Consider the following 25,418-nt stretch of genomic DNA (forward strand, 5'->3'; position numbering starts at 1 on the left):
ACTTTACTTCAACTTTCTGCGGATGTCGTTTAATTTTCCAGCCATTTGAGCATAGAATGCATAAAGTTCCGCTCCGTTAGCCAGCTCCACCTTTTCATATTCCAATTGATTGCGGGCCTCTGTGTAAGTTGCAGCCAGTTCATCCAGCTTCGCCAGCAATGGTGTAATATCCTCAGATGAAGTCAATACAGCATCACGGCGATCCGCCTTGCGCATTAGAGCTGCAAATTTCTTTTCTTCCAAACCACGGAAGTTTGTAAACACTTCAAACTCCACATAATTACGGCTCTTCATGACATTGGCAAAAGGCTCCCAAGCCTCTTCTTCTTCGTCACGATCATAGACGTACAAAGCACCTTTTTTCGTAATCGTGTCCGTATAGAGTGCCTGAATGAACTGATCCAGCCATTTTTCTTCATCCTGATATTTGCCCAGCAAAGCTTCCAGTTCAGCGGCTTTCGCTTCAATTTGGGTATATTTCGCCAGTTCTTCACGAACCACCTGTGTTAACTCTGGTGAACGGATCAGGTTTTCCTTCGCCATCTCTTCATTGATGCTGCCAAAGATGTCCTTGCTTCCGACCTGCTCCAGCCCTTCAGCCAGTAGACGTTTCAACTCAGACCATGCTCTTTTTACCTCACCCAAATTCGGCTTGGATTCCTGCAAGCGCATATCGTAGCCTGCTAGCATCGCATTCAGATCTAGCGCATGTGAACGGATTACAGTGAAGCGGCTGCTCGTATTCTGATCGACATCCTTTTCGCGAATCACGCCAAGTGACTTGGCACGGTCAAAATCATTACGAATGCGGGCATTGTAAGCTTGCACACGCGAATTGACGTAAGTTTCGCCCCATGACTTTTCAGGAATCGGCGACGGCAGATTAGTCCAATTGTTCTGACCTGTTTGCACCAGATGACGGCCAATACCTTCGCGGTCAAGAATCGTTTTTTCATAGCTTTCTTCATACACTTTGAGCGGCGTATATACAAACAGAGGAACACCATTACGCGTATTGAGCCAGAAAATCCGGTTACGAACTTCACTCTCTTTAATAGTAAAGTGTGATTTGCCAATTGCATTATTTTGATAATTGCGAACGCCTTTCAGGATATTAGGCGACTGTACAGGTACTGAAACGAATCCCCATGATGGGAAGTACAAGTTGCCAGAGCTATTGCTCAAATGGAACACAGGTACAGCTTCCTCATCCAGTTTGCTCGCAATGTAGCGCTCCACAAATTTTTCAATGGCTTCATCTTGCCCGTATTTCATGACGAGGAAATCCTCCATGGAACGGGTAATGAGATCACCGAACTTATCAGTCAAGAAGTTGGAGATTGAGCTAATGATGTCCATATCCTGATCCTTCACCCATTGATCTGAATTTTCCAGCAATTCTTGGGCAAAATCACGAATCAAATCATCACCGTTGCGGTTGTCCAGCAGCTTGGTCACAACTTCAGAAATATCCGGTACACTTACCAGATTCCAATAGTACGTTTTATTACCTTTGTGATCGGACTGTTCCTCGCCGTTAATCAGCAGATCGCCATTCTTCTCGAAAATTGCGCTCAATGCGTTCAAAATTTCAGTAAATACATTATAAATGCGGCTATTTTCCTTGTTCAACAGGTCATACAGGTCTTCATAAAATTCAATGAGCTGCTCTGTACGTTCCACATCAGCCCGCAGCCAATATTCATTAATTTTCGCTTCAATGTACGCATTTTTCTTTTTATCCTTGGACACAAACGCGCTCTTGGCATCGCCCAGCTTTTCGTTCGCCTGCTCACGCGCCCATTCAATGTCCGTTGGAATACGGTGCAGTGATTCACGCAACGTCTCAACATATGAAAGCAGCATTTTCAGCAAGCTAAATCCTTTTTCAGTATAAATCATGCGGGATACATAAAACGGCCCTTGCTCAGGATGCAGAAACATCCGGCGGATTTGGTCCGTAAACTGTCCTGTAATTTCACCAGGAAGCTGTTTCTTCGCTTTGATATACTCTTCGCGGGCACGCGTCAGGAACGTTTGCTCCAGCTCGGTGTCCATATTGACAACTTGCATTTTAACAACATTGCTATAACTCAACCGTTCACTGTTTTCAAAGCCCGGAAGCGGCTCAGGTACACGGGATTCAAAGTTTTTGATCATGCTATCCAGATCCACGCCCAGCTTGCGGGCAAACTTCTCTACATCCTCTTGATTTGGCGATTGCTCAAACATTTTGGACATTTTGCCAAACATTCGATAGGCCAGATATGTCGTCATTTCCTCCATTGGCAGTACCGCCGAGGAAGCCCCGATAATATTGTAATCGTAGTTTGCCGGATAGGCCTTATTCATTTGTGCGATGTTGGTACGGATATTGCTGATATAGTCATGAATGGCAAACTCTTCGCCTGACTGTTTTTCCTCACTCGCCATAAAGTTGGTGATGTTCTCGGCGGTGACATTCATGCAGTAATCATAAGCATTTTCCAACAGCTTGCCTTCCGTATTCGTGGCCGAAATGAGATGACACAGATTAAACGGCGGAAGCGGCGAGTTCACGGCCAAAATATTTCCGTACTGCTGCTTAAAGCGTTCACCACGGCTGTCTACATTCATCCAATAGTCCAGCTCTTTCAGTGCAGCATAGCCGTTCTTTTTAATATATTCACGTGTATGCTCGCTCAGGCTTTTGTTCGCTAAATTAATATCCGGTGTAAACAGATAACCTAATGTATTTACACGGTCTACACCTGCAGAGCCATAGTCACGCTCAATAATTCCTCGGACGATATATGAGATATCGAGGAAAGTACCGCTTCCTGTACCGCCGGACAAACCGGACAGCAGGAACACCATAAGCTTCTTGTTGGTGCCTTCAGACAAGGTTTTGATTTTTTTGTCAATGCTTTGTACGACCTGATTGATTTTGGTGAACAACAGCAATCGTCCTGCCTGACGTACCCCTGCCGCCCCATTCATACCATCGGTAATGCTCAGCTCTGGAGACAGCCAATCGGTAATGTACGGCTCAAGAATGCTGCGGTTTTGCAGCAATCCGCCGATTTCCGCATTGGATAGCAGTACAAACTCATTGATGGGGTCCAAACCAATCCCCTTGTATTTTTTGTTGCGGTCTTGTTCATTCGTTTCAAAAGCGAGAAATTCCACATTGTCCGGTTTATCGCTCTTTTTCTTGGAGATCGGATCTGCTGGAAGCTTGAATCTGCGGTTAATTTGATATTTCAAGCGGAGAAGGGCATCAATTCCCGTGCCTCCGAGTCCGATAATTAAAATAGGATTATCAATAGTATCAACTCTGATCTTATCGCTTACGATCCCCCCGCCGAGTGATACGTCTAATTGTTGGATATGCTCTCTAACTACTGGTTTCATAGATATGACCTCCTAAGGGTTCGTTTAGCTGTTTACTGAAATAAATTCCAGTAAAATGGTTTTGTCCACACTGGCTAACGGGATGGTCAGACGATCACCGTTTTTGAGTTCAAGACCGTTTCCTGTGTCTACAGCCCGTCCGGATTTCTCAATCGTAATCTCGGGGGTACTGCGCACAATGATACGATCCTGATTGGCTGGTGTGAACACGACCTTGTCGGTTCCAGCAAATTCCGGTGCCAGTTGCAGCAACTGGTGCAGATTAAATTTGCCCCGGAAGGTGTTCAGCTTCTTGTATTGTGGATACGTTTTTTCGCCAGTGTTCTCATCCCGGATTTCCAGTACGATTTGACCGACAAAGCCACGGTTGGCCTTTTTGACAGCCTTCCAGATGAAATATGCGGCAACCAGCAGAATGAGCAGCCCCAGCCCTAAAAGAATGAGTGGCATTAGCTTGGACTTTTCAGCAGGTGTTGTTGGCTGCGTTGTGCCTGTATTCGTACCGTTCGTCGCCCCTGCTTTAGCACTGATGGTTACAGGCTGTGTTTCACGGTAGAAGCTCTTCTCCTCTGCTCTAACGGTTAGTTCGTAGTCATGCTCATCTGGAATCGTATAGGAACCGGTAAAAGAATCCCCTGCATTGGTTAACGGAACCTCATTCGTTGTACCGGAATCCAGATCCTTGACCTTCAGAACAGCATTCATATTTGCATACAATTCCTGATCCTGAAGCTGCTGGCTATTGCTCGTCAGGTAGGAACGAATTTGAACTGCATCGCCTTTTTTGTATGATTTGGCGGACGGTGCGTCCATTTTCAGTTCCAGATCGTAGTTAAACACCAGATTAATATCAATCTGATCCTGCTGGACTCCCTTGACTTGGAGCTTCCAGTCACCAGCCACAGGCTTGAGCAGTTTAATCAGCGAGTAGCTTTTGGACTTGGACAGCAGCACATCGCTCGAAGGAATCGGCTTGGTGTTGCCCGACGGGTCTATCAGTCTCGCATCCACCGGTTTCGAGGACATGATCGAAATGTTAGCCTCCAGCACACTATCGTTCGGTACGGTTACCGTTACGTCCTGATAGTCGCCGTTTGCCGTAATGGACTGCAAAGGCACCACTTTCAACTTCAAATTGCTGGCGAAAATTTCACTTAAAATGTTCGGCAGGTCATCCGCTGAGCTTGTAATAAAGGACTTGCCGCCCGTTTGCTGCGCTATGTCGGCAAGCTTGTTTTTATTCAGCTTCCCATCTGCATTCAAGCCGATGGTGTAGATCGGAACGCCGCTATTTTTAGCCTCGGCTACAGCCTGTGCCATATCCTGATCGGATTGGCTTTCGGTTCTGCCTGTCGTCTTATTAAAATCGTTGTTACCGTCGGCCAGCATGACGATCATAGGCGCATGTCCAGCTGTTTTACCATCTTGCAAAATGCGGATCGCTTCCTTGACACCCACGGAGGTGTCAGTATACGCCCCCCGGTTCAGTCCGTCAATAAACGTCTTCAGTTCCTGCTTATCCGCTTCGGATGTAATATTAAGCAAGGCTTTCTCGCGCTGTACGACATCCGTATACGCTACAATCCCGACCTTGTCATTTTGCGTCGACAGCATATCAATGAACATTTTCATGGCTTCATTGCCAATTTTCCCAGGATCACTGGTGTTCATTGAATTACTTACATCGACGACCAGCACCGCATCCACCTTAGAAGCAGAGGGTGAAGCGGCATTCGCCATCTGTGGCTGCCATGCCAAAATCGAGGTCATGATCATTGTACATATGATTCCGATGACCAAAAACCATTTTCTGTCTCTACTAAACATCGCTTGTACCCCTTTGCCGGTTAATTCTCATTCTAAATTACAGTTGTACTCCCCTACTATTAAATTATAATGAGTTTTACATGAGCGCCAGCTGAAAATACTGCCCGAATGGTCTGAATCCAACCAAAAAGCCTGTTATACCGCGTGATTTTACCAATATCCTGCAGTAATGATATAATTATACCCCAACAAGGGCAATCGGGCACCAGCCTTCTCCTTTATACGACAAAAATGACAGTAGCGAAACCCGCCCATGTAAAATATTGAAGTAAAAATCCAAGCAGAAAGAGGAAGTACACTATGATCTCATACGGATGTCTGGCGATTATGTTTCTTTTTGTCGCCATCAAATCACTAATTTACTATATACATAAAAAACGCGCCCCGTCGATTACACAAATCGACACCGAGCTTCTGGCACTGATGAACCGGAGAAGTGAGCGCAATGAATAGTTCCAAACAAGCTGTACAATTTCGCCCATTTACCCGCACAGAGCACGCCTTCCAAAAGCTAAGAGTCTGCAAGCGTTGTGGACAATTCACCGCCCTTTGGGAAGAGAAGTGTACATCATGTGGTCGGGATACACTAGTTCCTGTAGAGCAATATGCCAAACTTAGAGCCAAACGTTATTTTCGTAAAGACCTTGCCGTCGGCGTCATATTGCTGGCCGCTACTGTTTTTTTCGGCCACTCGCCGCAACAAATGTTTCTATGCGGTATCGTCGGTGCGTTCTTTCTGCTGCCCTTGGTGCTTCTACAGCAGGGTATTTATCCTTATGAACAGCGTAGGCAGCTTATACGTCTGTTCAGAGGTCGTATAGGGCAGATCCAGGAAGGACTAAACGTTAATCATAAAAACGCGGTTGCCCTGCGGCAGCTCAGTGAGCGTGTCTCCTATGAAATGCTGCGTGAGATGGCTGTACTCATTCACAATGATCGGATAAGGCTCCAGCAGGTCGCCCTGCTGCAATCTTTTGTTCTCCGCAAAGACATGGAATTAACGCTCGATCCTCTCCTGATCAAGAGCTTCGAGCCGCTTATGGTCAGATATATCGGAGAGATTGCCAGACTCAATCGTGAGCTGATCAAGGACCGGACATTCCGATACGTAGTCTTTTATGAGCGCCGTATTCTGGAATTGGCAGGGGGCGAAGATATTCTCGTCCGCGTAGCCAGTGCAGCTGTCCGTAAAAAGCGCTACGTAGTCACCCATGCCGCTTTCATTTCCAGATATGTACGCAAACTGCCAAAGGAACGAGTCCAGCGTTTATATCATATCATTCAAGAGAATCCGTTAGAACCCTTTGGAGATTTGGCCGATGAAGTAAAGATCATGTACCTGATGGAGCAGTATAAAAACTGATCTGTCCTAACGCCCTTCTATATATGACGTCATTACCATGACAAACCACTGCAATAAAGCAGCAAAAAACCGTCAGGATCGCCTGGGTGGTATCATCCCCTTCAAGTAGACACTCTAAAAAAACCTTGTGTGTTACCATGAGGGTATGAGTGAACCTGGAGGGGATTTTCGTATGGCTAACCAACTCAAAGTTTGGGTGAAGAAGGTTCGAAATGCTGAACCGCTCGATTGGCGCAAGGGTTCATCCAGCCCGATGAAGGGGCGTACACGTACCTCCTTTTCCAGTATCAAAGAAGAACGAGATTACTTGATAGCTCAGGGGTGGACTACTTAAAAAGCGATATTCAAATCTGGTGACGGAGCGAAGCTCAGCGGTTTCAGGATAAACTCAAAAAGCGCGCCCCGATCGAGTATCGGCACGCGCTTGCAGCTTAGCTTTTTTCATTCGTCTACTTGACAGGGGTATGACTACTTGAAGGATTCATTTTATTCCTCTTGGTACAAACTTGTTTTTATTAAGATTCAGGCAAGCTCTGTCCTCCGTCAATAATAATTGTTTGTCCCGTGATGAAGCCAGCCTCCTTAGAGGCAAGAAATGCAGCTGCATGTCCCATTTCTTCAACGGTTCCAAACCGTTTCAATGGAATAGCTGGAAGCATGGTTTCAATGTATTCTGGGAAGGTTTGTATCATTTCAGTCATTGTATTACCGGGCATGATCGCATTGATTGTAATACCAAACGGAGCTAACTCAAGCGCTGCACTGCGAATAAAACCGAGTTGGGCAGCCTTACTCGCACCGTAATGCGACCATCCTACAAATCCTGTCAACGGCCCCGTAATCGAAGATGTTAACACCACTCTTCCATATTCAGCTTTTTTTAAGAATGGCAGACAAGCCTGTACAGAAAATAAAGCTCCACGCACATTAGTATTCATCACGCTATCCCATTCTTCAGCAACCATTTCTTCAATTGTAGTCATAGGGGCAATACCTGAGTTAGCACATAACACATCAATGCCGCTAAAGGCCACCGATACTGAATGTGCCATCATTTCCATAGAAGATCGATCCGTGACATCACCTCTAAAGCCTTGCGCGTATCCACCGGATGCTCTGATTTCGGCAGCGCATATCTCGGCCTCATCTAGGTTACGAGAAATAATGGCTACTTTAGCTCCCTTTTCAGCAAAGACTTTGGCGATTCCTTTACCAATCCCCTTACTCGAACCAGTTACAATAACCGACTTGTTTTCAAATGAATTTTCCATTATGTTTTCCCTCCTTCGGAGAGAGCATTTGCTCTCTAAATAGATCAAAAAAATATCTTATAATAATATTAATAGAATGCATGACTAGATTAATCTTTTCCTGTGCACTTAACGTGCCTTTCCCTGGACAGAAGAAGGATTCAAAACGTTTATGATGATATTCACATTTTTTAGCTTTGTCAATAAAGTGGACGCACAAGGCTACTTCCATATCTCGACATGGTTGAGCTCTCTTGAAGGAGTTTTGATTTGTCTCACGTTAAGGGGTCAGTCCCCCTCCCCAACTCCGGACGTTTTTTTATTTTAGGATTATCGTGTCTAATTAGCTGTCTTCTTTATTGGCCTTGCAGTTTTTGCTGCGCATGTCTGATGGAAGTAAAGTTAAAAGCACGCACTCCCTTGCTGTCATACACAATAATCTCTTTATTCAAATATGGGTGTAAACCATTAAAATATCCAGGCATAATCAGTCTGCGCATAAATAGGTTTTTACCCAACATACGGGGGGAATTGGTCGCTACGACTAGCATTTGCTGGGTTGCAGACCATGGGCTAGGTTGAATATATGACAGACAATACTCGCCTGCCGTAAAATCGCCGCCCAATGTATACCCTTCCTCCGTACATGTAATTTGCAGATCAGCTTGGTGCTTCTGAAGCAGCTCATGTCTGGATAAGCCCGAAGTGACACATATCACGTTGCTATCAGCCAGTGCTTCCTCTGTAATATCATTGGAAGACACCACCGGATAATGAACACCGATATACGGATTCCAAGTCGCTGTTCGTGGGCTAGCCAAGGCGTTCGCCGTCCGTCTCACCGCCTGCTCTTCCTCCGGTGTAGCATAGCTGGATGGAAGGACAATGTGAAGACGATCCATATAAACGTCAAGCACACCCATACCATGGCTCAAAACGTTTCTTCCCACGCTTTTCGAATCCACAATTTCCTTTTTGGCATCCGATTCTTTTGAAAAGCATTCACTGCTTTCTTCCTCCCGTTCGGCAATCAAACGGTATTCAGGTGAGGGACGTTTATGTGAGTGTGTTTTAACAAAGCGAAAGCGGCTGTATTCCCGCAAGTCCAACACGAAAATACGGGCTCCGATACGAACTTGGGCCAATTCCAAGGGCATGACCTCTTGAGAAAGATGAATGATAAATTCTTCGGCGTGAACTGCCTCAATATCCAACTCACCTGTGGCACTCATTTCACCGTACAACTCGGCATATTCCTCATTTTCATCCATTCGCGTCAGTTCCAGCCAGTAAGCCCGGTTATGTCTACCCCGTTCCGTCCGATAGGCAATACGCTGAGGTACGACATCCCTTTTCCATTGCATAAGCCAACCCAGTACGCCGTCCAGAAGTCTCAGCTCATGCGTATCCCAGTGATTAGACTGCCGCTCTACGACACCTTTAAAATGATCAGATGGAAGCTCTGTGACAGGGGCTGTGTATGCTTGTGCAAATAAGTAATCCTGATCTCCGCATACATTCAATATTGGCATATTCAACAGATTTATCAGATGCTTGGGATGTGGCGCTCCAGAGATAACCGCAATAGCCGCAAACCGAGAAGGATAAGCCTGTGCCATCGCCCAGGCCGCATATGCTCCGTTCGAATAACCCGTCAGATAGATCCGCTCTTCGTCCACTCGGTACGCTTGCAGTATGACATCCAGCGCCTCCAAAAAAGCAGCTTCTCCAATATAACTGCCCAACGTTACACCACGGCATGAAAAAGTAACGAATATAGCTTCCTCTTCCCAGCCTTGCCCAAAACCTCGATTCTGAAAATCCGGCAAGCCCAGTTCATATCGCTTGCCTGGCATCAGAACGATCAGAGGATACTGTCGGTCAGTCGAATAGCTTCTGGGAAGCTGAATGGTATAGCGTTGCAAACTATTATCCAAACGGGAGACAAAAAATCCTTCCCCAATTCCGTCATTAGACAAAAAGATGTGTTCTTCTTGAAGTAAGGACGGGGAGTGTGACTGTTCGGCATGTCCACACGTGAAGATTTGTTTTAATAGCTTGATATATTCACGTACAACCCGGTAATCCCAGATTTCAAAAGGATCTTCCGGCAAATCCGTTAACCTTTTTAATTCCTCAAGCAGGCCCTCTATTTGTATTTCCTGCGCAGAATGAAGAATATCTATAGCGCGGGCTTGAATGTACCGGTCATACTCTTCCTGCAAGCCCTCCACGACGACTGACAAAGGCCGCACAAGTGCCGAATACACAAAATGATGCTCCACAGCCTCATGATCCCGATATGTAACGGTGAAGTGCAGCATTCCCGTATTCCTGGCCTTTTCCTCGTCCCAGTCATAGCTTTGCTCCTGCTCCCAATGTGCTGGAAAGCGATCCAGCTTCATGCCTTCATCATTCGTTACCTCGACCCATAACGTTTGATCTAAGGGAAGATCTATCCGATCCTTACGCAGTAAATAAAATAAGATCGGGCTGTCTTCACCCTCCCTGCCAGCACTTTTCTCAACCTCTAACCAAGCCATATGAAAACGTATATTACGCTCTACAAATTCACGTTGCAGTTCTGTCACATCTGGTTCGTCGCATACCTGATTTCCACTGATACGAATAGAGCGGGCCTCCTCGGGAATAAACGCAGCAATGATAACTACCGTGTGATCGCCTTCCTCCAGATACAAGCGAAAAGGACCGGATTCCGCATATACCAGTGTGCCATCTATCCAAATTTGTCCCGTTCCTTCAAAGGGTCTGAAAATCACTTCCTGTGCAGCCATACAACGAAGATTTGAAACCAGCAAAAGCCTTTCTTGTTCGGCCAAAGGCGGAAAAACACCTAGATTTAGTTCGGCAGTCCGAGGGTCCAGCTCGGTCAATAATCGGCAAGTTGCCTTTCCTCCGGCTGAAAGCTCTACTCCTTCTTCATCACAAGCCTTTTCCAAATTCCATTCCTCATGGGCAAAATAACTTGTCCATTCCCTGCCCACACCGCAATTTTCCGGGAGCATGACCGGACCGACTGCATAAGCAGACCTCAGACGTACCGGATGATCCGACAGCACAGTTGTTGCTTTTTCCAGATGTGTGAACCTCATAACATTCCCCCTCCAGGTTTTTGTTTCCTCAGAGACGTAGTCGCGGTTATATTCCGTTTAACATTCAATTTAACTATATAAAACTATTCGTTATTACCTCTACGTACTCCTCTGTTCTTCTCAAAAAAGTAGCTATGATAAAACAAAAAAAACGAAGAAAGCAGAGTGCTTCACTTCGTTATTAAAAATTTCTATATCTAAAAACCTATTTAATGCTGCCATGATTGTTGCTAACAATACTAGGGTATAGTATGTTTAGGGTGAAGTTACTATTTTAAAAATGTGCATAACTCGCTTGAATTTGCTTTTCCAACTTAATGCGTTCTAACTTTAGCTCCCAAATCTGTTCGCTCCACGAGTTTCGATCCGCCGCGTTATTACTATTCCGTAAGAGATCAAACAACCTCAGCAATTCATCATTTATCTGATCAAAATGCCGCCACAGCGTATTAATCTCAGAATCTTTAGTCTCTTTGCCATTCTCCAGCAATTGATGCCGCAGGGCTTCTTTGAGCTCCTGTTGCCACTCTATATCGTTCAATTGTTTCGCATAATTAAGAAGATCCAAATAGTCATCTACCTGCAGGTAACTGCGTGTTTTTATCTGTTTCATAGGGTCTCTCTCCTTTCGGCTCAATCTATTACCAAGTATTATACTCGGTTATTAAGGGAAAGCAATACTTTATTCTACAATACACAAAAAAAGAGGCAGCCTCAGCTACCTCTCTTGAACATTACGATTATTTTCTTACAATGCTGCCTGCAAATCTTCGATCAAATCTTCCAGATCTTCAATCCCAACCGAAATCCGCACCAAACCTTCGGTAATACCTAGCTCTGCACGACGTTCTACTGGAATAGAGGCGTGCGTCATACGTGCCGGAACACTAATCAGACTTTCAACCGCTCCCAAGCTTTCAGCCAGTGTAAAATATTTCACCTTTTTCAGAAGTGCAACCGCGTTAGCGTCGCTACCTACATCAAAGGAAATGATGCCGCCAAAGCCTTCGGCCTGGATTTTGGACAGTTCATGCTGTGCATGGCTTTCCAGTCCAGGATAGTACACTTTGCTAACCTTCGGATGTTTTTCCAAAAAGGCTGCAATTTCCTTTGCATTTTGCTCAATCGCTTCCATACGCAGACCCAATGTTTTAATACCTCGGATCAATAACCAAGAATCTTGCGGGCCGAGAATAGCACCAATGGCGTTTTGCAGAAAATGAAGTTGTTCTCCCAGCTCGTCGCTGTTCACAACAGCCAGACCGGCTACAACATCGCTATGGCCGCCCAAATACTTGGTAGCAGAGTGAATGACGATATCAGCCCCAAGTGTAATTGGCGTCTGCCAATAAGGGGTAGCAAATGTGTTGTCGACGATCAATAAAAGATCATGTTTTTTTACAAGCTCCGAAACAGCGCGGATATCCGTAACCTTCAAAAGCGGGTTCGTTGGCGTTTCGACATACAATGCCTTCGTATTCGGACGAATTGCATTGGAGATGGCTTCCAGGTCAGTCGTATCCACAAATGTGGACTCAATTCCGATACGGCTGAGGACTTTGCTTACAATACGGTAGGTGCCTCCGTATACATCATCGGTCAGCAAAATATGATCCCCTGCATTAAACAGTGAAAATACCGCATGGATTGCTGCCATACCCGAACCGAAAGCAAAACCACGCTTTCCTTCCTCCAGATCCTTAATCAGCTCCTCCAGAGCAAACCGGGTCGGATTGCCTGTACGCGAATATTCGTATCCCTTATGGACGCCAATTTCCTCTTGCTCATAAGTGCTTACCTGATAAATAGGAACGTTAACCGCGCCTGTATGGGGATCGGTAGGAAGCCCGCCGTGAATCAGTTTTGTTTTGCGTTTCATTTTATATCCCGCCTTCATATATTTTTTTGCTCAGATAACGTTCGCTGCTATCCGGGAAAATGGTAACAATATGTGCGCCATCCGGTGCATTTTCGGCTTCCAGTAAAGCGGCATGTAAAGCAGACCCTGAAGAACTGCCAACGAGAAGACCTTCACGTGCAGCCAGTTCCTTGACACGGTCAAAAGCATCAACATCGCTAATGGTGTGAATGGCATTAAAATATCCTTTATCCACAAATTCAGGGATTAATTCCATGCCAATTCCTTCCGTTTTATGTGGACCTGACTCGCCGCCATTCAAAATGGACCCTTCCGGCTCCACGATGACCGTTTTAAGGGCTGCATTTTGTTCCTTAAGATAACGCGAGGTTCCCATAAACGTTCCCCCCGAGCCTGCACCTGCCACAAATACGTCCACTTTGCCGTCCAGATCGTTCCATATTTCAGGTCCCATTGTCGTATAATATGCCTCGGGATTATCCGGATTACTGAATTGCCGTGGCAAGTATGCATCTTTTATTTCAGCAGCCAATTCTTTTGTTTTTTCGATAGCTCCTTTCATCCCCTCACTTGTCGGGGTATGAACGATGCGTGCTCCCAATGCCTTCATCAGGTCCTGCTTCTCTTGGCTGAACTTCTCAGGCACAGCAAAAATAACCGAGATATTATAATGAAGCGCCGCCATCGCAAGACCAATACCTGCGTTGCCTGCTGTTGCTTCAATTAATGTCCCACCTGGCTTCAGCTGACCTGTTTTTAATGCTTTTTCAATTAGAGCCTTACCTACCCGATCCTTTACGCTGCCGCCGGGATTCATAAACTCCAGCTTCGCAAACAGGCGAATTCCTCTCGGTAGAGAATAGCTGTTCAGCTCCACTAATGGCGTACGTCCGATGAGTTCAAGGGTATTTTGATATACATTCATAATTTCAAGCTCCTTTTAATGGCGAATCCAAAATAAACCAATGGTCAAAAATTAACGCCTATTGTCGGAGAAGTTCGCTATCATCTCCGAGAAAACACAGTAATACGGTAAGTATTGATGCAATAAGATTTTATGTGTATTTGAAGCTTTTGTCAAATGGACCAGTCACAATACCCACACACCCTGCCTGCTTGCTCGATATGATAGAGAAGATGTCACAAAATATCCCCGTGCAACATAAGGAGGAGTTCATATATGGGAAAGCAATTTCTGAAGATAGCTGCCGTATATTTTGCCCTCAGTGTGCTGCTTAGTGTAATTATTGGCGTGTCGGGTGATTACAGTCTGTCCAATGTTCAGTCTCATATCCATTTGTTAGGTTGGATTGCACTTGGAATTATAGGTCTGATCTATGTGACCTTTCCTGCACTTTCAGTTACTATTCTGGCACATATCCATTTTTGGATGCATAATATCGGTCTGCCTGTGTTGATATTGGCGATTATAGGTGAAAATTACGAGGTTCCAGAGGCTGGAGTGTGGATCACCATAGGGTGGGTGTTACTCGCGGGGGGGACTGTGCTGTTTATGGTGAATGTGTGGGATAGACTGCGCTAGAGCAAATAAGTTCTCTTCATTTGACCATAAAAAAAGGAGCCTGATCATGTCAGGACTCCTTGATATCTTCATTATATGTTAGCTATACACCAGCTGTGCTAGCTAAGTGTTCTATACTGTTACTTCACTGTTTCATCCTGTACATGTTCTTTACAGAAGTTCTCAACAGCTTGCAGCTCATCATCTTCAAGTTCAAGATCAATGTAACTATTCGTTACTTTTTCAATTAATTCATACTTTAGCAGTCCCGTCTTTTCTTCGTCTACTAAATAAAGACAACGGATATACAGTCCGTTTTCAGTGTATAACTCGTCGTCCTCCTCTACCTCTACATCAATGATAAATTCATAACGCTGTCCAGTCAAAATACCAAAAGCATCTTTAATCTGATCTACTGTGTACGTTGTAAAATTCAACATGTTTTTATTCCCTCCGGGTTTCCTTCAATTACGGTGCATTCTACGCCCGCAGGCAGTAGTTGTTCAACTTGTGTGCGTACTTCTTGACGTCTCAAATCCTGGCCCATGATGGATATCCAGCCTCGATCATTACGCGAGCGAATTAAACGCCCTATGCCTTGTCTGAGTCTAAGTGCCATGTGAGGCATATCTATCTGAATAAACGGATCTGCTGCATCCTTGCGCAGAGCCGTAAAAACCGGATCATTCGGAGGAAATGGCAGTGACCAGATAATGACGTGCGACAGAGAAGGTCCAGGAATATCCAATCCTTCCCATAATGTAACAGCGCACAACACACTTTCCTCATCATTCTGAAAAGCTGAGATCAGATGGCTGATTTCAGCCGAACCTTCGTACAGAAAACGATAGGCTGATGCCTCCGGGTAAGCAACGAGATCCTTCTTGAATGCAGCCAGTTCCTCCTGTGAAGGAAACAGGATAAGCGCTCTTCCCTGCGATTTCTCCAGCAGTGTCAGCGCTCTCTGGATTGGATCATGCCCCACTTGCAACGGGTACAGTGCAGCTTGCATCTGATCGCTGTAGTCATAAGGTGAAGCAACAGAAAACGTTAGCGGATTTTCAATACCGAGACTCTGTGCCATATAGTCAAAAGAGCTCTCTACGGAAAGCGTAGCTGAAGAGAATACGATTGGTATATGCTGCGCAAATACTCGTTCTTTGAGAATCTCTTTTACCATCTTCGGCATAACCACAAGCGTTAACCCATCCTGATCCTCCATCACCCACGAAATGAGAAGTTCAGGACGCTTAAACAAAGCCAATGCGGTTTGAATCATTTCCAAATGTTCTTCCACAATTTTGACTTGATACTCATCCAAAGAGAATAGCCCGCTTTCAAATACAAGCTCTTCTTCGATCGTGCCGATCAATTCACCAAAGCGGTTTACCTCTCGAATCAGCGACTCATTCAGGATGAACTCCTTGCGATTAGAACCCTGTACAGGCTGACTGTTCTTATCAAGCGCAGCGAACAAAACCTCACTTTGGGAGATCGCATCTTCGATCGTCATTGCCAAAGATTCTCGCACTTCCCCCTCGAGAAGTCGGGTAATAATAGACTCAAACTGAGCGTGCTTAAGCTTGTAGGTAAGTGCATTTTGTGCCGCTGTCTCCAGCAGATGCCCTTCGTCAAAGACGACAGAGCTGTGCTCCGGCAGCAACGGCAGCTGACCCTCGCGCTTTCTCGCTTCGTAGGTCCATACATGCTCCATATAAAAGTCATGAGAGCAAATGACCAGATCTGCCGCTTTGCGGTAATGATCACGAGACAACGTCTGACCGCAACGATGGCGCTGATGGCAAACGAGACAGTCTTGAAATACATCCCATCCGAGTCTGCTCCACTGTCCATCTGTTAGCTCGGGATACTCCTTCCGATTTCCGTAAGGAGTGAAGGACTGTAACGTATCTGGAAAATGAACAAAATCCGGCAGTTCCTGATAAATATCACGGAAAACATCTGCGTCCTCATCCAGTCCGCCTCGCACCTCATCCAGCTTATTCAGGCAAATATACTGATCCGGCGACTTCCCCAATCTGGCATCAATCGTCAGACTCAAATGCCGTGCCAGCTTGGCGATATCCCCTTCCGGCTTTACCAATTGTTCAATTAACGATTCATCCGCACAGGCGATAATCGCCGGTTTTCTCATGTATCGAGCATATGCAATAGCGTACAGCAGGTATACCAGCGTTTTACCAGTGCCCACACCTGCTTCTGCAAAAATGGTCTTTTTTTCCTTATAGGCACGTTCTAGCTGGAATGCCATATAAATTTGTTCATCCCGAACCTCAAAGCCGACTTCAGGCAAAACTTCATAAAATACATCCGCAATCCAGTCACTTGCCTGCTCAATAAACGGCTTGGACGGATCAAAGGCAAAAGGGTAAGTAGTCAATCGGGCTGTGCCTCCAATTCGTTCATAATGTGCATCCTTTCATTATAACGCAAAACAAGCTAAAAAGAACATGAAAACTGTAAGAACAGCTTACATTTTTTATTTCGCCATGAAATTCTATAAATAAAGGACATCAGGGTTCGTTTGTGTGAGTACGCTACGAGGAGGATTTGGCGAAGGATTTGGTGGAGAAAGCTTGATAAGAGATAGGTTAAGCAAGGGAATTATTCATAGCATAATGAGAAAACAAAGAAACCAGCTAATGCTTTCAGGCACTGGCTGGTTCCATGTTTACTTTTGCTTCATCAAATCTGGAATTTGTTCAAGAAGCCGTTCTCTCGTGATGGCATCATCAAAATTCCATGAGCTGTCGAGTGTATATACCCGTTTGTTTTGAACCGCGGGAATGGTCTTCCATATTTCACTGTTCATCAGATTATTAGTAACTGCAACTGTTTCTTTACTCTGATCCGACAGAATAAATAGTTCATCCCCGATAAATGCAGGAAGCACCTCGTTAGAAATGGTAGCAAAGCGCTCTTTTTTATCAATCAGGTCTGTTTGTACCTTGGGAGCCGGTTTAAAGCCAAGCACATCATACAAGGACACGGATGCACCCTGATGTCCCATAACATACAGGTTCTTCCCCATAACTAACAACACCGTCGCTGTCTCTCCTGGCTTAATGTCAACATCCAGCTTGGCCTTCATTTGTTTGGCCTTCTCGTCATATAAGGTTTTGAATTGGTCTGCCTCTTTAGTTTTTCCAAGAAGTTTACCTAGCTCCTGCATACGTTCAAAAGTTGCCTGGTCGGAATGAAGAGCCACGGTAGGTGCAATTTTAGCTAACGTATCAATCGCCTTTTCATCCCAATTGTCGTGAAGAATAAGGTCCGGTTTCAGCATCGTCACTTTTTCCAGATTCACTGGGTAGCCTACATCGGTAATATCCTTGGTAAGGTCCGCATACACAATTTGTGACTGAATGACACTCAGACTCGCACCTGCTGGACGTACACCCAAGGCAAGCAAATCCCCCGGATCACTGCCTACATAAACGATCCGCTGTGGATTTACCGGAATCGTTACTTTACGTTTTTGAGAGTCTGTATATTCTCGGGTGGTCGGCGTTGTTGATGCCTCTTCCTTTTGAACCGTGCTGTTTGCAGCCTGTCCTGCTGTAGGGGAAGTTTGGGCAACATTTCCTTGAGAGCTACAAGCTGATAGTACAACGGCTATAATGAGCAGTACTCCCGCCAGTATAGGGAGTTTGGTCGATTTTTTTACATGTAGCATATGGATGTATCCTCCAAGTTATATAGTCTATAGAAAATGATAATCATTATCATTCACTTAATATTACATAATAGACCCATCTTCTGCAACGGAAATTTCCTTAATTCATGATATTTGAAGCTACTGGAGTGAAGGACAATTGCTGCTCATGTGCTGCAACTCCTTTTTATTCACAACAAAGGTGTTGGTACAAAGATCGTGGAGTCCCTGTTTTTTGGCAGTAAAAGCAACCACAATATAAATAATATGAGCAATTACAAAAGAAATGGCTTTAATCCAATAACGTCCTGAGGCATGTAAGAATCCAAGACGCTTTCCTTCCTTGTCTACAACAATTAAAGAGAACACCAGCTTACCCGGTGTTGCTCTTACCTTCGATGATTCCCATAACACACAGTACAACCATGGCACTACGAGCCATAAGATCAGCGGCCACAACATAAGCAGTACTTGTATGAAACCCGTCTCCTTTATGCCCAGAAGATCTGGGATAATGTAAATTGCGCCCCCTACTAAAAGGACTATGGCAGTAAGGATGATCAGATCAATCACAAACGCTGCCGTTCTTATCCAAAATCCTCCGTATATTCTTTTTGTACAATCACTTGTTGCTGTCATGATATGTATAACTCCTTTTGCAAATGAGATTTAAAAACCAGTTTATTCCTTTACACAAAAAGATATCATACGGTTACCCACCTATATTGTCAATTTACGAGTAAATGCTCTTAAACAAGTAAAAGGACCTATTTCCATGCATCAAAATGAAAATTTTCATAGGAGTTAAGAGCTTATATCAATGATTTTTCTCTGATTGGGTACAAAATAAGCTCAGCCACAATCTCTTAACCCCCTATAAGTAGTACTTTGGCATCGAAATAAATCCAGCCTTTTCATGCATAAAAAAACAGCGTATATGTAAATGAAATTACACACACGCTGCTTCACAATTCATTCCGTAAATCTGACAAACGACCGTATGATTAAAATGAGTTCGTTCTTGCACGCTTATACACTATATTTTTTTGCATTCAACACTAAACAAACCTTCTTCTCCGCGCAGCTTTGCCAATGCCTCGACAAAGAAATAATCGCCATAGATAATGGGAACGTTGATGTATTTTTGCTCAGGATAATGTACAGTCCCGTTCATCAGCAATCCCTCATGCTCCTCGCCCCACGCCGTACACGTATGATGCAAGCCCTCGAGGATAGATGCTGCAGCTTCTGTAAAATGCTCTGCACGCGTCGAATATTTTGCCAGCTCCAGCAAACCACTGGCCGCAATTGCCGCCGCCGATGAATCCCATGCCCCGCGGTGCTCTTCTTCTGCTCTAAAATCCCACACAGGCAGGCAAGCATCGCCCAGCTGGGACAGGAAAAAGTCAGCCGTATTCTCGGCCACCTTCAAATAACGCGAATCGCGCGTGTACCCATACGAAAGCGTAAAACCATACAGAGCCCAAGCCGTGCCACGTGCCCAGGCAGAACCGGGAGCAAATCCCTGTCCGCCATGCTCGGCGACCTTTTTTCCAATCTCTGGATCGAATTCGATCACATGTGCGATAGAACCGTCCGAACGGACAAATTCACGTGCTACGGTATCTGCATGCTGCACAGCGAGAGCGGCAAAACGCGGATCTCCGCTTTCCTCCGAAGCCCAATAAAGCAAGGGTAGATTCATCATACTATCTATAATCGCAACGCCCCGTGTATCCATGTCCTTCGAGGGGAAGTTCCACGCACGAATAAAACGGCCATTCACGTTAAAACGGGCAGCCAGCAGATTGGCAGCCAATAACCCACGTCTTCTGGACTCAGAATCTCCGTTCAATCGGTGGGCGGCCACGCCGCTGAGCAGCCAAATAAAGCCAAGATCATGGTCTACAGCTTCGCTATTATAGAGTATTTTTTCCAAACGACCCTCGCACCGCTGTGCAATCCCGGCAGCCACACTGTCAGGACGCGCCCGATTGGCTAGCCATAGCAGTCCCGGATAAAAGCCTGCTGTCCACCACGCTTCTTCACGATTATCATAACGTCCACCCTCTGCAACATGTGGAAAAGCGTCACCCAGTCTTGCCGCCAAGGCAAGCGTTTTATCCAAAGCCAGCTCCCACGATTGCTCCAGCCACGCTTCTGTTTTCGTCATTTCTTTTTCCTCTCCCTTTTTCCACATGTTTAAAAATATATATGGCTACACCAGTTCCATTTATTCAGGTAACCGAATGATAAAGGAAATGCGGTTGCCTTCACATTCCAGACGCGCTCCCTTAAGTAAACCATTCCGACAGGCCACAGAAGCTAATTCTTCCGGCCAAACCACGTTCGTTCCTTCCGTCGTCGGGATGACTTCAAGGCTTGCACCTGCGTATTCTACTCGAATGCTTTCCGTTTCTTTCCCAGCTGACATGACATGATGAATAACACTGCGCTCCCGACCGTCGTACGCCATTAGGGGAATAAGTGCCCCTACATTCTGAATATTGCCTTGAAGCTCATACGCCACTTCAATTTTGCCGGGTACCTGACGATAATGCGTTCGGATTTCCCTCACTCCCGGGAATGGGCCTTCCCACAGGAGTGTAAAATCCGTTGCTCCGTCAGACGCTGAGCTTTGTTCCATCTGTACGGTTCCTCCACCATCCTGCGGGTCAATCCCTCCATCCCGGTCGAACTCCAGCGTACCGGGAATGCCCTCCGACAAGCTGTGCCACTTTCCGTCCTCCGTTTGCCAGGCCGGGGTATAGCTCAACGGGAAAATATCTCCCTCCGCGAAGCCTGTAAAGCCGCGGTCTGCATGACCTGCTGAGGACGGACCGATCAGCGACGGCAGCGCAGACTGCTGAATACGCACGATGCCCGGAATATTGTACGGGTCGTTGACCGATGTTTGCACAAGCATTTGCTGCCCGTCTACGGCTGCAATGACAGTCTGGAACCAGCCATCCGTTGCCAACACCCGGCTGCCGATCTCCGCCGGGATGAAGGTTGGGGAAATGCGATCCATCTCCTCACCATGTAGAAGGGTGTGGGCCAGCACAGCCGCCGTCCACAGACTGTAGCAGGTATGATTCGAGTACACCTCAAAGCCATGCCGTGCCTCGGACGGATAATGGTTGCGGACGATATGCAGCTTGCCGTCATCCGTCTGCCAGCGGCTAATCGCTTGCCAGCATAGATCTGCTGCCCGTCGGAACGCACCTGCGAGCCCATGCTCTCCTGCTGTAAAAGCCTGCTGTGCATGTGTTGTAAAGACAAAGGCCGCCGCCGATTCGTTCCACTGATGCTGGGCGCTTCTTCCACGCGGCGGAATTTCCCCGTGCGGGGATAGCGCCAGTAATGTGCTGAGCGCCCCCTTGCGAAGGTGGTCACGCAGTTCGAGTGCGCAGCTGCCATCATATCCGTTCTCCAGCATCACGCCCAGATGAAAACGTGTAACGATATCGTAGGCAAATGGGCTATTGGGCCGATCCAACGGACCATCCTGATACAGGCCCAACCTGGTAAAACGAGGCAAATGGTAGCTGCGGATATACGTCTCCATCCATTCCGAATCGGCTGCAATTCCTTCCGTTGCACGCAAAAACTCGCCGGAAATCATAATCGCATTCCAGTTGATCATCCGGTTCGGATTTTTCATTTTGCTCATCGTAAAAATGTAGGTCTGCTCCGGCTGAATTCTGCTCAGTTGCTGCTTCCATGCCATGGCTTGTTCTGGCAGCAGATTTTTAAGGAGCCGATACGCTCCCATCATCATAATTGGAAAAAAGTCTGGGTGGTGATCTGGCGCTTTTTCCTCCACTACACAAGCTATGCTATGCGTCAAGGCCGCAGCAGCAGATTCCAGTAAATCATGCCGGCCTTCTTTGACCAACACCGCCGCAGCCAACGCATAGGAGGGGGTGGAGTAGTACCGTTCACTTTCAGAATGGGGGTCAATGATAGCTCCGGTTTCGTCCTGATGCAGGGCATATGCGCGAACCAGCTTTTCCAGCACAGCCAGCTTATGTTGGTGAGTCCATCCGTCATTCACTCGATTTGGCGCGCTTTCCACCTGTTCTATAAATCTCTCCAGCTCCGTCTGCCAAGGGTACACGCTGCCTGTCTGCAGCTTATTCATCCTGTCTGCCTCCCATTCAAAATGAAAATTAATGTATGGTAAAAAACAGATTGCAATCTACGCTTGCAGAACCGTTCCATTGATTGGAGTCCAGTTGCAGCGATGTTTTATAAAACACAAAAGGAATTCCGTCATGATCTATGTGCTTCACAGCCTCCAACCCCGCCCGCAGCACGCTGGCATCATAATCTAACCTGACCCCTGCGTTCGCTCCCTTCCATTCCACGAAGCCTGCTCCCAGATTAGGCTGAATACGACTGATCAAAAGCTCCTCCACATCCCGTGACTTCATGCTCACGCCAGACGTTTCAAACTCAAAATGATCTGTGACGGTAAGCCTTGCCGCCTCGTTTCCCTCCAGCACATTCCATGTAAAGGAGCGGGTGAAGACCGCCAATTCTTCTACAGGATAAGCAGATGTCAAATCAAGCTTAAGCCTTGTGCCCGTCTGTACCTCCTCCTGCTCATCCAAAGCAATATCCAGCACAGCCGCCTTTGCCTGTGCGCCCGATTGCTGCATAGTCCCATTGATGACAGGCACGGAATGACCGCCGGAGGAGATATTAATAATCGACTCTCGTCCCGATGAAAAATAGGCTTTCGTGTACAAGCCTGCTCCCAGATCGCACAATATATTTTCGCCACCGCCATGAAGGATGAAATGTCCAAGATCGTTATGATTGTGCGGTTCATTGTTATGCCCAGCCTTCGCTGAAAATGCAAGCATGACACCTGGTTCACCCTTTTGGCTTTCGGGTCCACTATGGCTGGAACTGCAGCTGCGGCACATCAGCCAACCGAGTTGCGGCAAATAATTGGTAACGGTCTCACCGCTCCCGAATGCCAGAGGATTCGTCCAGACCAAGTTGCGCAATACATGAGCCCAGCGGCGACAGGGGTCTTCCAACAGACCAGGTACGCGGAAAGGGAGTGTAGATGGTCCTCCTTGCAAAGAATTCAAATGAGAAATGAGTCCGGAAGGCAATCGTTCCGTTTCACTACTGTCCGAATAATTAGCGAAAATACCATCCGACAGATGAACCCGCTCTGCAAAGGCTGCGATTTGCCTAACCTTTTCCGAGTTCAGAATATCCACAGCTCCCTCGGTAAACTCACGCAGCATATCGGCAAAATAAGTGAAATAACCAAAGCCGTACACCCAGTAACCTACTCCTTCGGGACATCCCCCGTCCTCTCTGTAGCCTGCCAAAAAACAATCCAGCGCCCCCAGCATACTCTCGATGGCTACCGCTCTGGAAAAGTCGTCTTCTACCAGCAGCAATGCTGCAATTCCGCAACCGGAAGCACATACTGCCGACCAATTATGATCTGCGGTTTCCCATCCAAAATGACGAGGCTTCCAAAAAACGGGTTCCAGCACACGACGTTCAATCTCTTCGTGCACCTGAGCGACCACATGGCTAGCCAGTTGTTCTCCTAGCAGCAATAAAATTTCAACCAGCGTTTGTGCTGTTTCGGACGCGAATAAATCCACCTGCTGCCAAGGCGGTGTTACTGTGTCCTCTTCATTGACATGTGCAGGAAGCGCCCATGTGTACTCGCTACATATGTCCAGCAGACCGCTTTCCACCTCTTTCATCTTTCGAGGCTCCGGCTTGACAACAGCTTCAAGCACTATAGCAACCAGTCGTCCACGCCGTTCAAAGTACACATCCTCATACGGCTTGCGCTCTCCTGTATTAGTAAATTCCCGAAACAGAGACAACGGCAGTTCAGGCCATGATGTTTCCCGATTATCTTTACAGACACGCACAATATCCATCCAAAGTTCGGCGTATATCGGCTCAGAGACAGTCGTCCGCAGCCTTTTTGTCCAATTACTCCTTAACCGTTGCCTTGCTGAATCCTGCATGCCGCCAGCCAGCGCCTTAACGAGCCGCGAAGCAGGCCAAGCCTCCCTCAGAAGACTCATTTGCATTTCCTCCCCATGAGAAGCATTTGTTTCACCTTCTTTTTTGTTAACGCTTTCATTGTATCTAACAATCATCCTAAATTCAAAGGGGTAGTAAAACAATTGAGAAAAAAGTAAAAGAACCTCCATGCCCCGTTGCTGTGGTCATGGAAGCTCTTATTTTACACTATTGCCAATCCCCGTCCAGATTCGCTTTGATCATTTTTCTAAACTGTGGGTTTCTCTTGTTTCCACTTTCTAATCCCGTCATCTTCCAGAATACCCAATGCTGCATCTGAGATATTAGGATCACGTAGCAAAGCGTCCTCGACTCTAAATTTAATATCGTCAGCATCTGCCAGCGTCATGCCCGGTGTAAGCTCAATCAACCCTTCCACGTGATAGTAGCGTCCCTCCTGTAAAATACGCATTTGATAAATATCCGTTACATGTGTATCTGCTAGAATAATGGAAGCCACACGTTCTTCGATATCAGGAGGAGCAGATACACCAATCAAGCCTACCATGTTGTCGTAACCGACCCGGAAAGCAACACCGACCATCAGACAACCGATGAGTATACTCGAAATTCCGTCCAGCAGTTTAAAATCTGTCAGCGATGTGACCACCACTGCTAGCAGAGCAAGTACTCCACCCGTTGTTGCTACCAAATCTTCATAAAACACCAGCCGGGTTGGCGGTGCAGCACGCCCCACATGGCGGAACGCAGTGGTGAAAATGCTTAGCCCCTTCGCTTCTACTCTGGATTCATGCAGCACTTCTTTCATCGCTTTGCTCCATACAAATCCGTCCACCACTAGTGACAAAATCAGCACTACTACATTAATCCAAAATCCATGTGTAGATTCAGCTGGATGCTGCAGCAAATGAATGCCTTCCAATGCGGTTTCATAGGCCATAATCGTTACAACAATAACGGCAACCATACAAAACAGGTTAATCACTCGTCCAAAGCCGGTAGGAAAGCGTTTTGTCGGTTTTTTCTCTGCTAGTACACTGCCCGCGAATACAAACATTTGATTCACTGCATCCGCAATGGAATGCATCATCGTAGCAAACATAGAGCCGCTGCCTGTCAAGGCAAAAGCAATCCCCTTAATCAGAGCAATGCCGGTATTACCTAACGCCGCCGAGCCCGAGGATTTGTTTCCTTTTTTGACCATACTCCAAAAGGAGTCCTCTCTCTGTTTCACTTCCATCTTGTAGCTCCTCCTGAGGTATACATAATCTGATATATCCACATTATGTAATCGTTTGTTATGTATATTTTTAACCCGTCCATATTCTACCTAACCATCTGAGGAGAATCAATACAAAC

The 25,418-nt window shown here is 46.2% G+C and carries 19 protein-coding genes; 4 read left to right on the plus strand and 15 right to left on the minus strand.

Annotated elements, in window-relative coordinates:
* Positions 1-3: 3 nt before the first annotated feature.
* Both MKX59_RS16400 and MKX59_RS16405 read right to left on the minus strand, forming a co-directional pair.
* The gene (locus tag MKX59_RS16400) at positions 4-3,393 is read right to left on the minus strand and encodes a tubulin-like doman-containing protein (RefSeq protein ID WP_340858579.1); all 3,390 of its coding nucleotides are present in this window, start codon (positions 3,391-3,393) and stop codon (positions 4-6) included.
* Between the two features lie 24 nt (positions 3,394-3,417).
* Positions 3,418-5,220: a vWA domain-containing protein gene (locus MKX59_RS16405; RefSeq protein ID WP_068940780.1), complete on the minus strand. Its 1,803-nt coding sequence runs from the start codon at positions 5,218-5,220 to the stop codon at positions 3,418-3,420.
* A 300-nt stretch (positions 5,221-5,520) separates the two neighbouring features.
* Between MKX59_RS16405 and MKX59_RS16410 the strand changes: the two genes are divergently transcribed.
* From MKX59_RS16410 to MKX59_RS16420, 3 genes are all read left to right on the plus strand, one after another.
* A complete protein-coding gene (locus MKX59_RS16410) occupies positions 5,521-5,673 on the plus strand; it encodes a hypothetical protein (RefSeq protein ID WP_340858581.1) in 153 nt (50 codons plus the stop codon).
* Entirely contained in the window at positions 5,666-6,583 is a 918-nt protein-coding gene (locus MKX59_RS16415) for a hypothetical protein (protein WP_103744832.1), read from the plus strand. Before MKX59_RS16410 ends, MKX59_RS16415 begins: the two co-directional genes overlap by 8 nt.
* A 172-nt stretch (positions 6,584-6,755) precedes the next feature.
* Positions 6,756-6,917 carry a hypothetical protein gene (locus MKX59_RS16420; RefSeq protein ID WP_023988383.1) on the plus strand — a complete coding sequence of 54 codons (162 nt, stop codon included), beginning with the start codon at positions 6,756-6,758 and terminating at the stop codon, positions 6,915-6,917.
* Positions 6,918-7,098: 181 nt separating this feature from the next.
* Here the strand turns inward: MKX59_RS16420 and fabG are convergent, their stop codons facing one another.
* The 5 genes from fabG to MKX59_RS16445 form a co-directional block, all read right to left on the minus strand.
* On the minus strand, positions 7,099-7,854 hold the full coding sequence (gene fabG / locus MKX59_RS16425; protein ID WP_023988382.1) for a 3-oxoacyl-ACP reductase FabG: 756 nt from the start codon (positions 7,852-7,854) through the stop codon (positions 7,099-7,101).
* Between the two features lie 335 nt (positions 7,855-8,189).
* Positions 8,190-10,946 carry a PHB depolymerase family esterase gene (locus MKX59_RS16430; protein WP_028542363.1) on the minus strand — a complete coding sequence of 919 codons (2,757 nt, stop codon included), beginning with the start codon at positions 10,944-10,946 and terminating at the stop codon, positions 8,190-8,192.
* Between the two features lie 274 nt (positions 10,947-11,220).
* Positions 11,221-11,559: a hypothetical protein gene (locus tag MKX59_RS16435; RefSeq protein WP_023988379.1), complete on the minus strand. Its 339-nt coding sequence runs from the start codon at positions 11,557-11,559 to the stop codon at positions 11,221-11,223.
* A 135-nt stretch (positions 11,560-11,694) separates the two neighbouring features.
* A complete protein-coding gene (locus tag MKX59_RS16440) occupies positions 11,695-12,825 on the minus strand; it encodes a bifunctional cystathionine gamma-lyase/homocysteine desulfhydrase (protein ID WP_023988378.1) in 1,131 nt (376 codons plus the stop codon).
* 1 nt (position 12,826) lies between these two features.
* On the minus strand, positions 12,827-13,750 hold the full coding sequence (locus MKX59_RS16445) for a PLP-dependent cysteine synthase family protein (protein WP_023988377.1): 924 nt from the start codon (positions 13,748-13,750) through the stop codon (positions 12,827-12,829).
* A 255-nt stretch (positions 13,751-14,005) separates the two neighbouring features.
* On the opposite strand from MKX59_RS16445, the gene MKX59_RS16450 reads away from it, so the two are divergent.
* The gene (locus MKX59_RS16450) at positions 14,006-14,368 is read left to right on the plus strand and encodes a hypothetical protein (protein ID WP_028542364.1); all 363 of its coding nucleotides are present in this window, start codon (positions 14,006-14,008) and stop codon (positions 14,366-14,368) included.
* A gap of 119 nt (positions 14,369-14,487) precedes the next feature.
* Here the strand turns inward: MKX59_RS16450 and MKX59_RS16455 are convergent, their stop codons facing one another.
* From MKX59_RS16455 to MKX59_RS16490, 8 genes are all read right to left on the minus strand, one after another.
* Entirely contained in the window at positions 14,488-14,787 is a 300-nt protein-coding gene (locus MKX59_RS16455; protein WP_023988376.1) for a DUF6509 family protein, read from the minus strand.
* Positions 14,781-16,748, minus strand: coding sequence for an ATP-dependent DNA helicase (locus MKX59_RS16460; RefSeq protein ID WP_023988375.1), 1,968 nt, complete (start codon positions 16,746-16,748; stop codon positions 14,781-14,783). The genes MKX59_RS16455 and MKX59_RS16460 overlap by 7 nt, the downstream gene beginning before the upstream one ends.
* Positions 16,749-17,039: 291 nt before the next feature.
* Positions 17,040-18,044, minus strand: a complete 1,005-nt coding sequence (locus MKX59_RS16465; protein WP_023988374.1) for an ABC transporter substrate-binding protein — start codon at positions 18,042-18,044, stop codon at positions 17,040-17,042.
* Between the two features lie 120 nt (positions 18,045-18,164).
* Positions 18,165-18,662 (minus strand): RDD family protein, encoded by a 498-nt coding sequence (locus MKX59_RS16470; RefSeq protein ID WP_023988373.1) that lies wholly within the window; start codon positions 18,660-18,662, stop codon positions 18,165-18,167.
* 397 nt (positions 18,663-19,059) lie between these two features.
* Positions 19,060-20,196, minus strand: a complete 1,137-nt coding sequence (locus MKX59_RS16475; protein WP_023988372.1) for a glycoside hydrolase family 88 protein — start codon at positions 20,194-20,196, stop codon at positions 19,060-19,062.
* A gap of 60 nt (positions 20,197-20,256) precedes the next feature.
* Positions 20,257-22,167, minus strand: a complete 1,911-nt coding sequence (locus MKX59_RS16480) for a hypothetical protein (RefSeq protein ID WP_028542367.1) — start codon at positions 22,165-22,167, stop codon at positions 20,257-20,259.
* A gap of 28 nt (positions 22,168-22,195) precedes the next feature.
* Complete coding sequence (locus tag MKX59_RS16485) at positions 22,196-24,100, minus strand: heparinase II/III domain-containing protein (protein WP_076265328.1); 1,905 nt, start codon at positions 24,098-24,100, stop codon at positions 22,196-22,198.
* A gap of 206 nt (positions 24,101-24,306) precedes the next feature.
* Positions 24,307-25,299 carry a cation diffusion facilitator family transporter gene (locus tag MKX59_RS16490; RefSeq protein ID WP_023988369.1) on the minus strand — a complete coding sequence of 331 codons (993 nt, stop codon included), beginning with the start codon at positions 25,297-25,299 and terminating at the stop codon, positions 24,307-24,309.
* Positions 25,300-25,418: the final 119 nt, after the last annotated feature.

The sequence above is a fragment of the Paenibacillus sp. FSL R7-0340 genome (assembly GCF_038002205.1).
GTDB classification, from domain to species: Bacteria; Bacillota; Bacilli; order Paenibacillales; family Paenibacillaceae; genus Paenibacillus; species Paenibacillus polymyxa_B.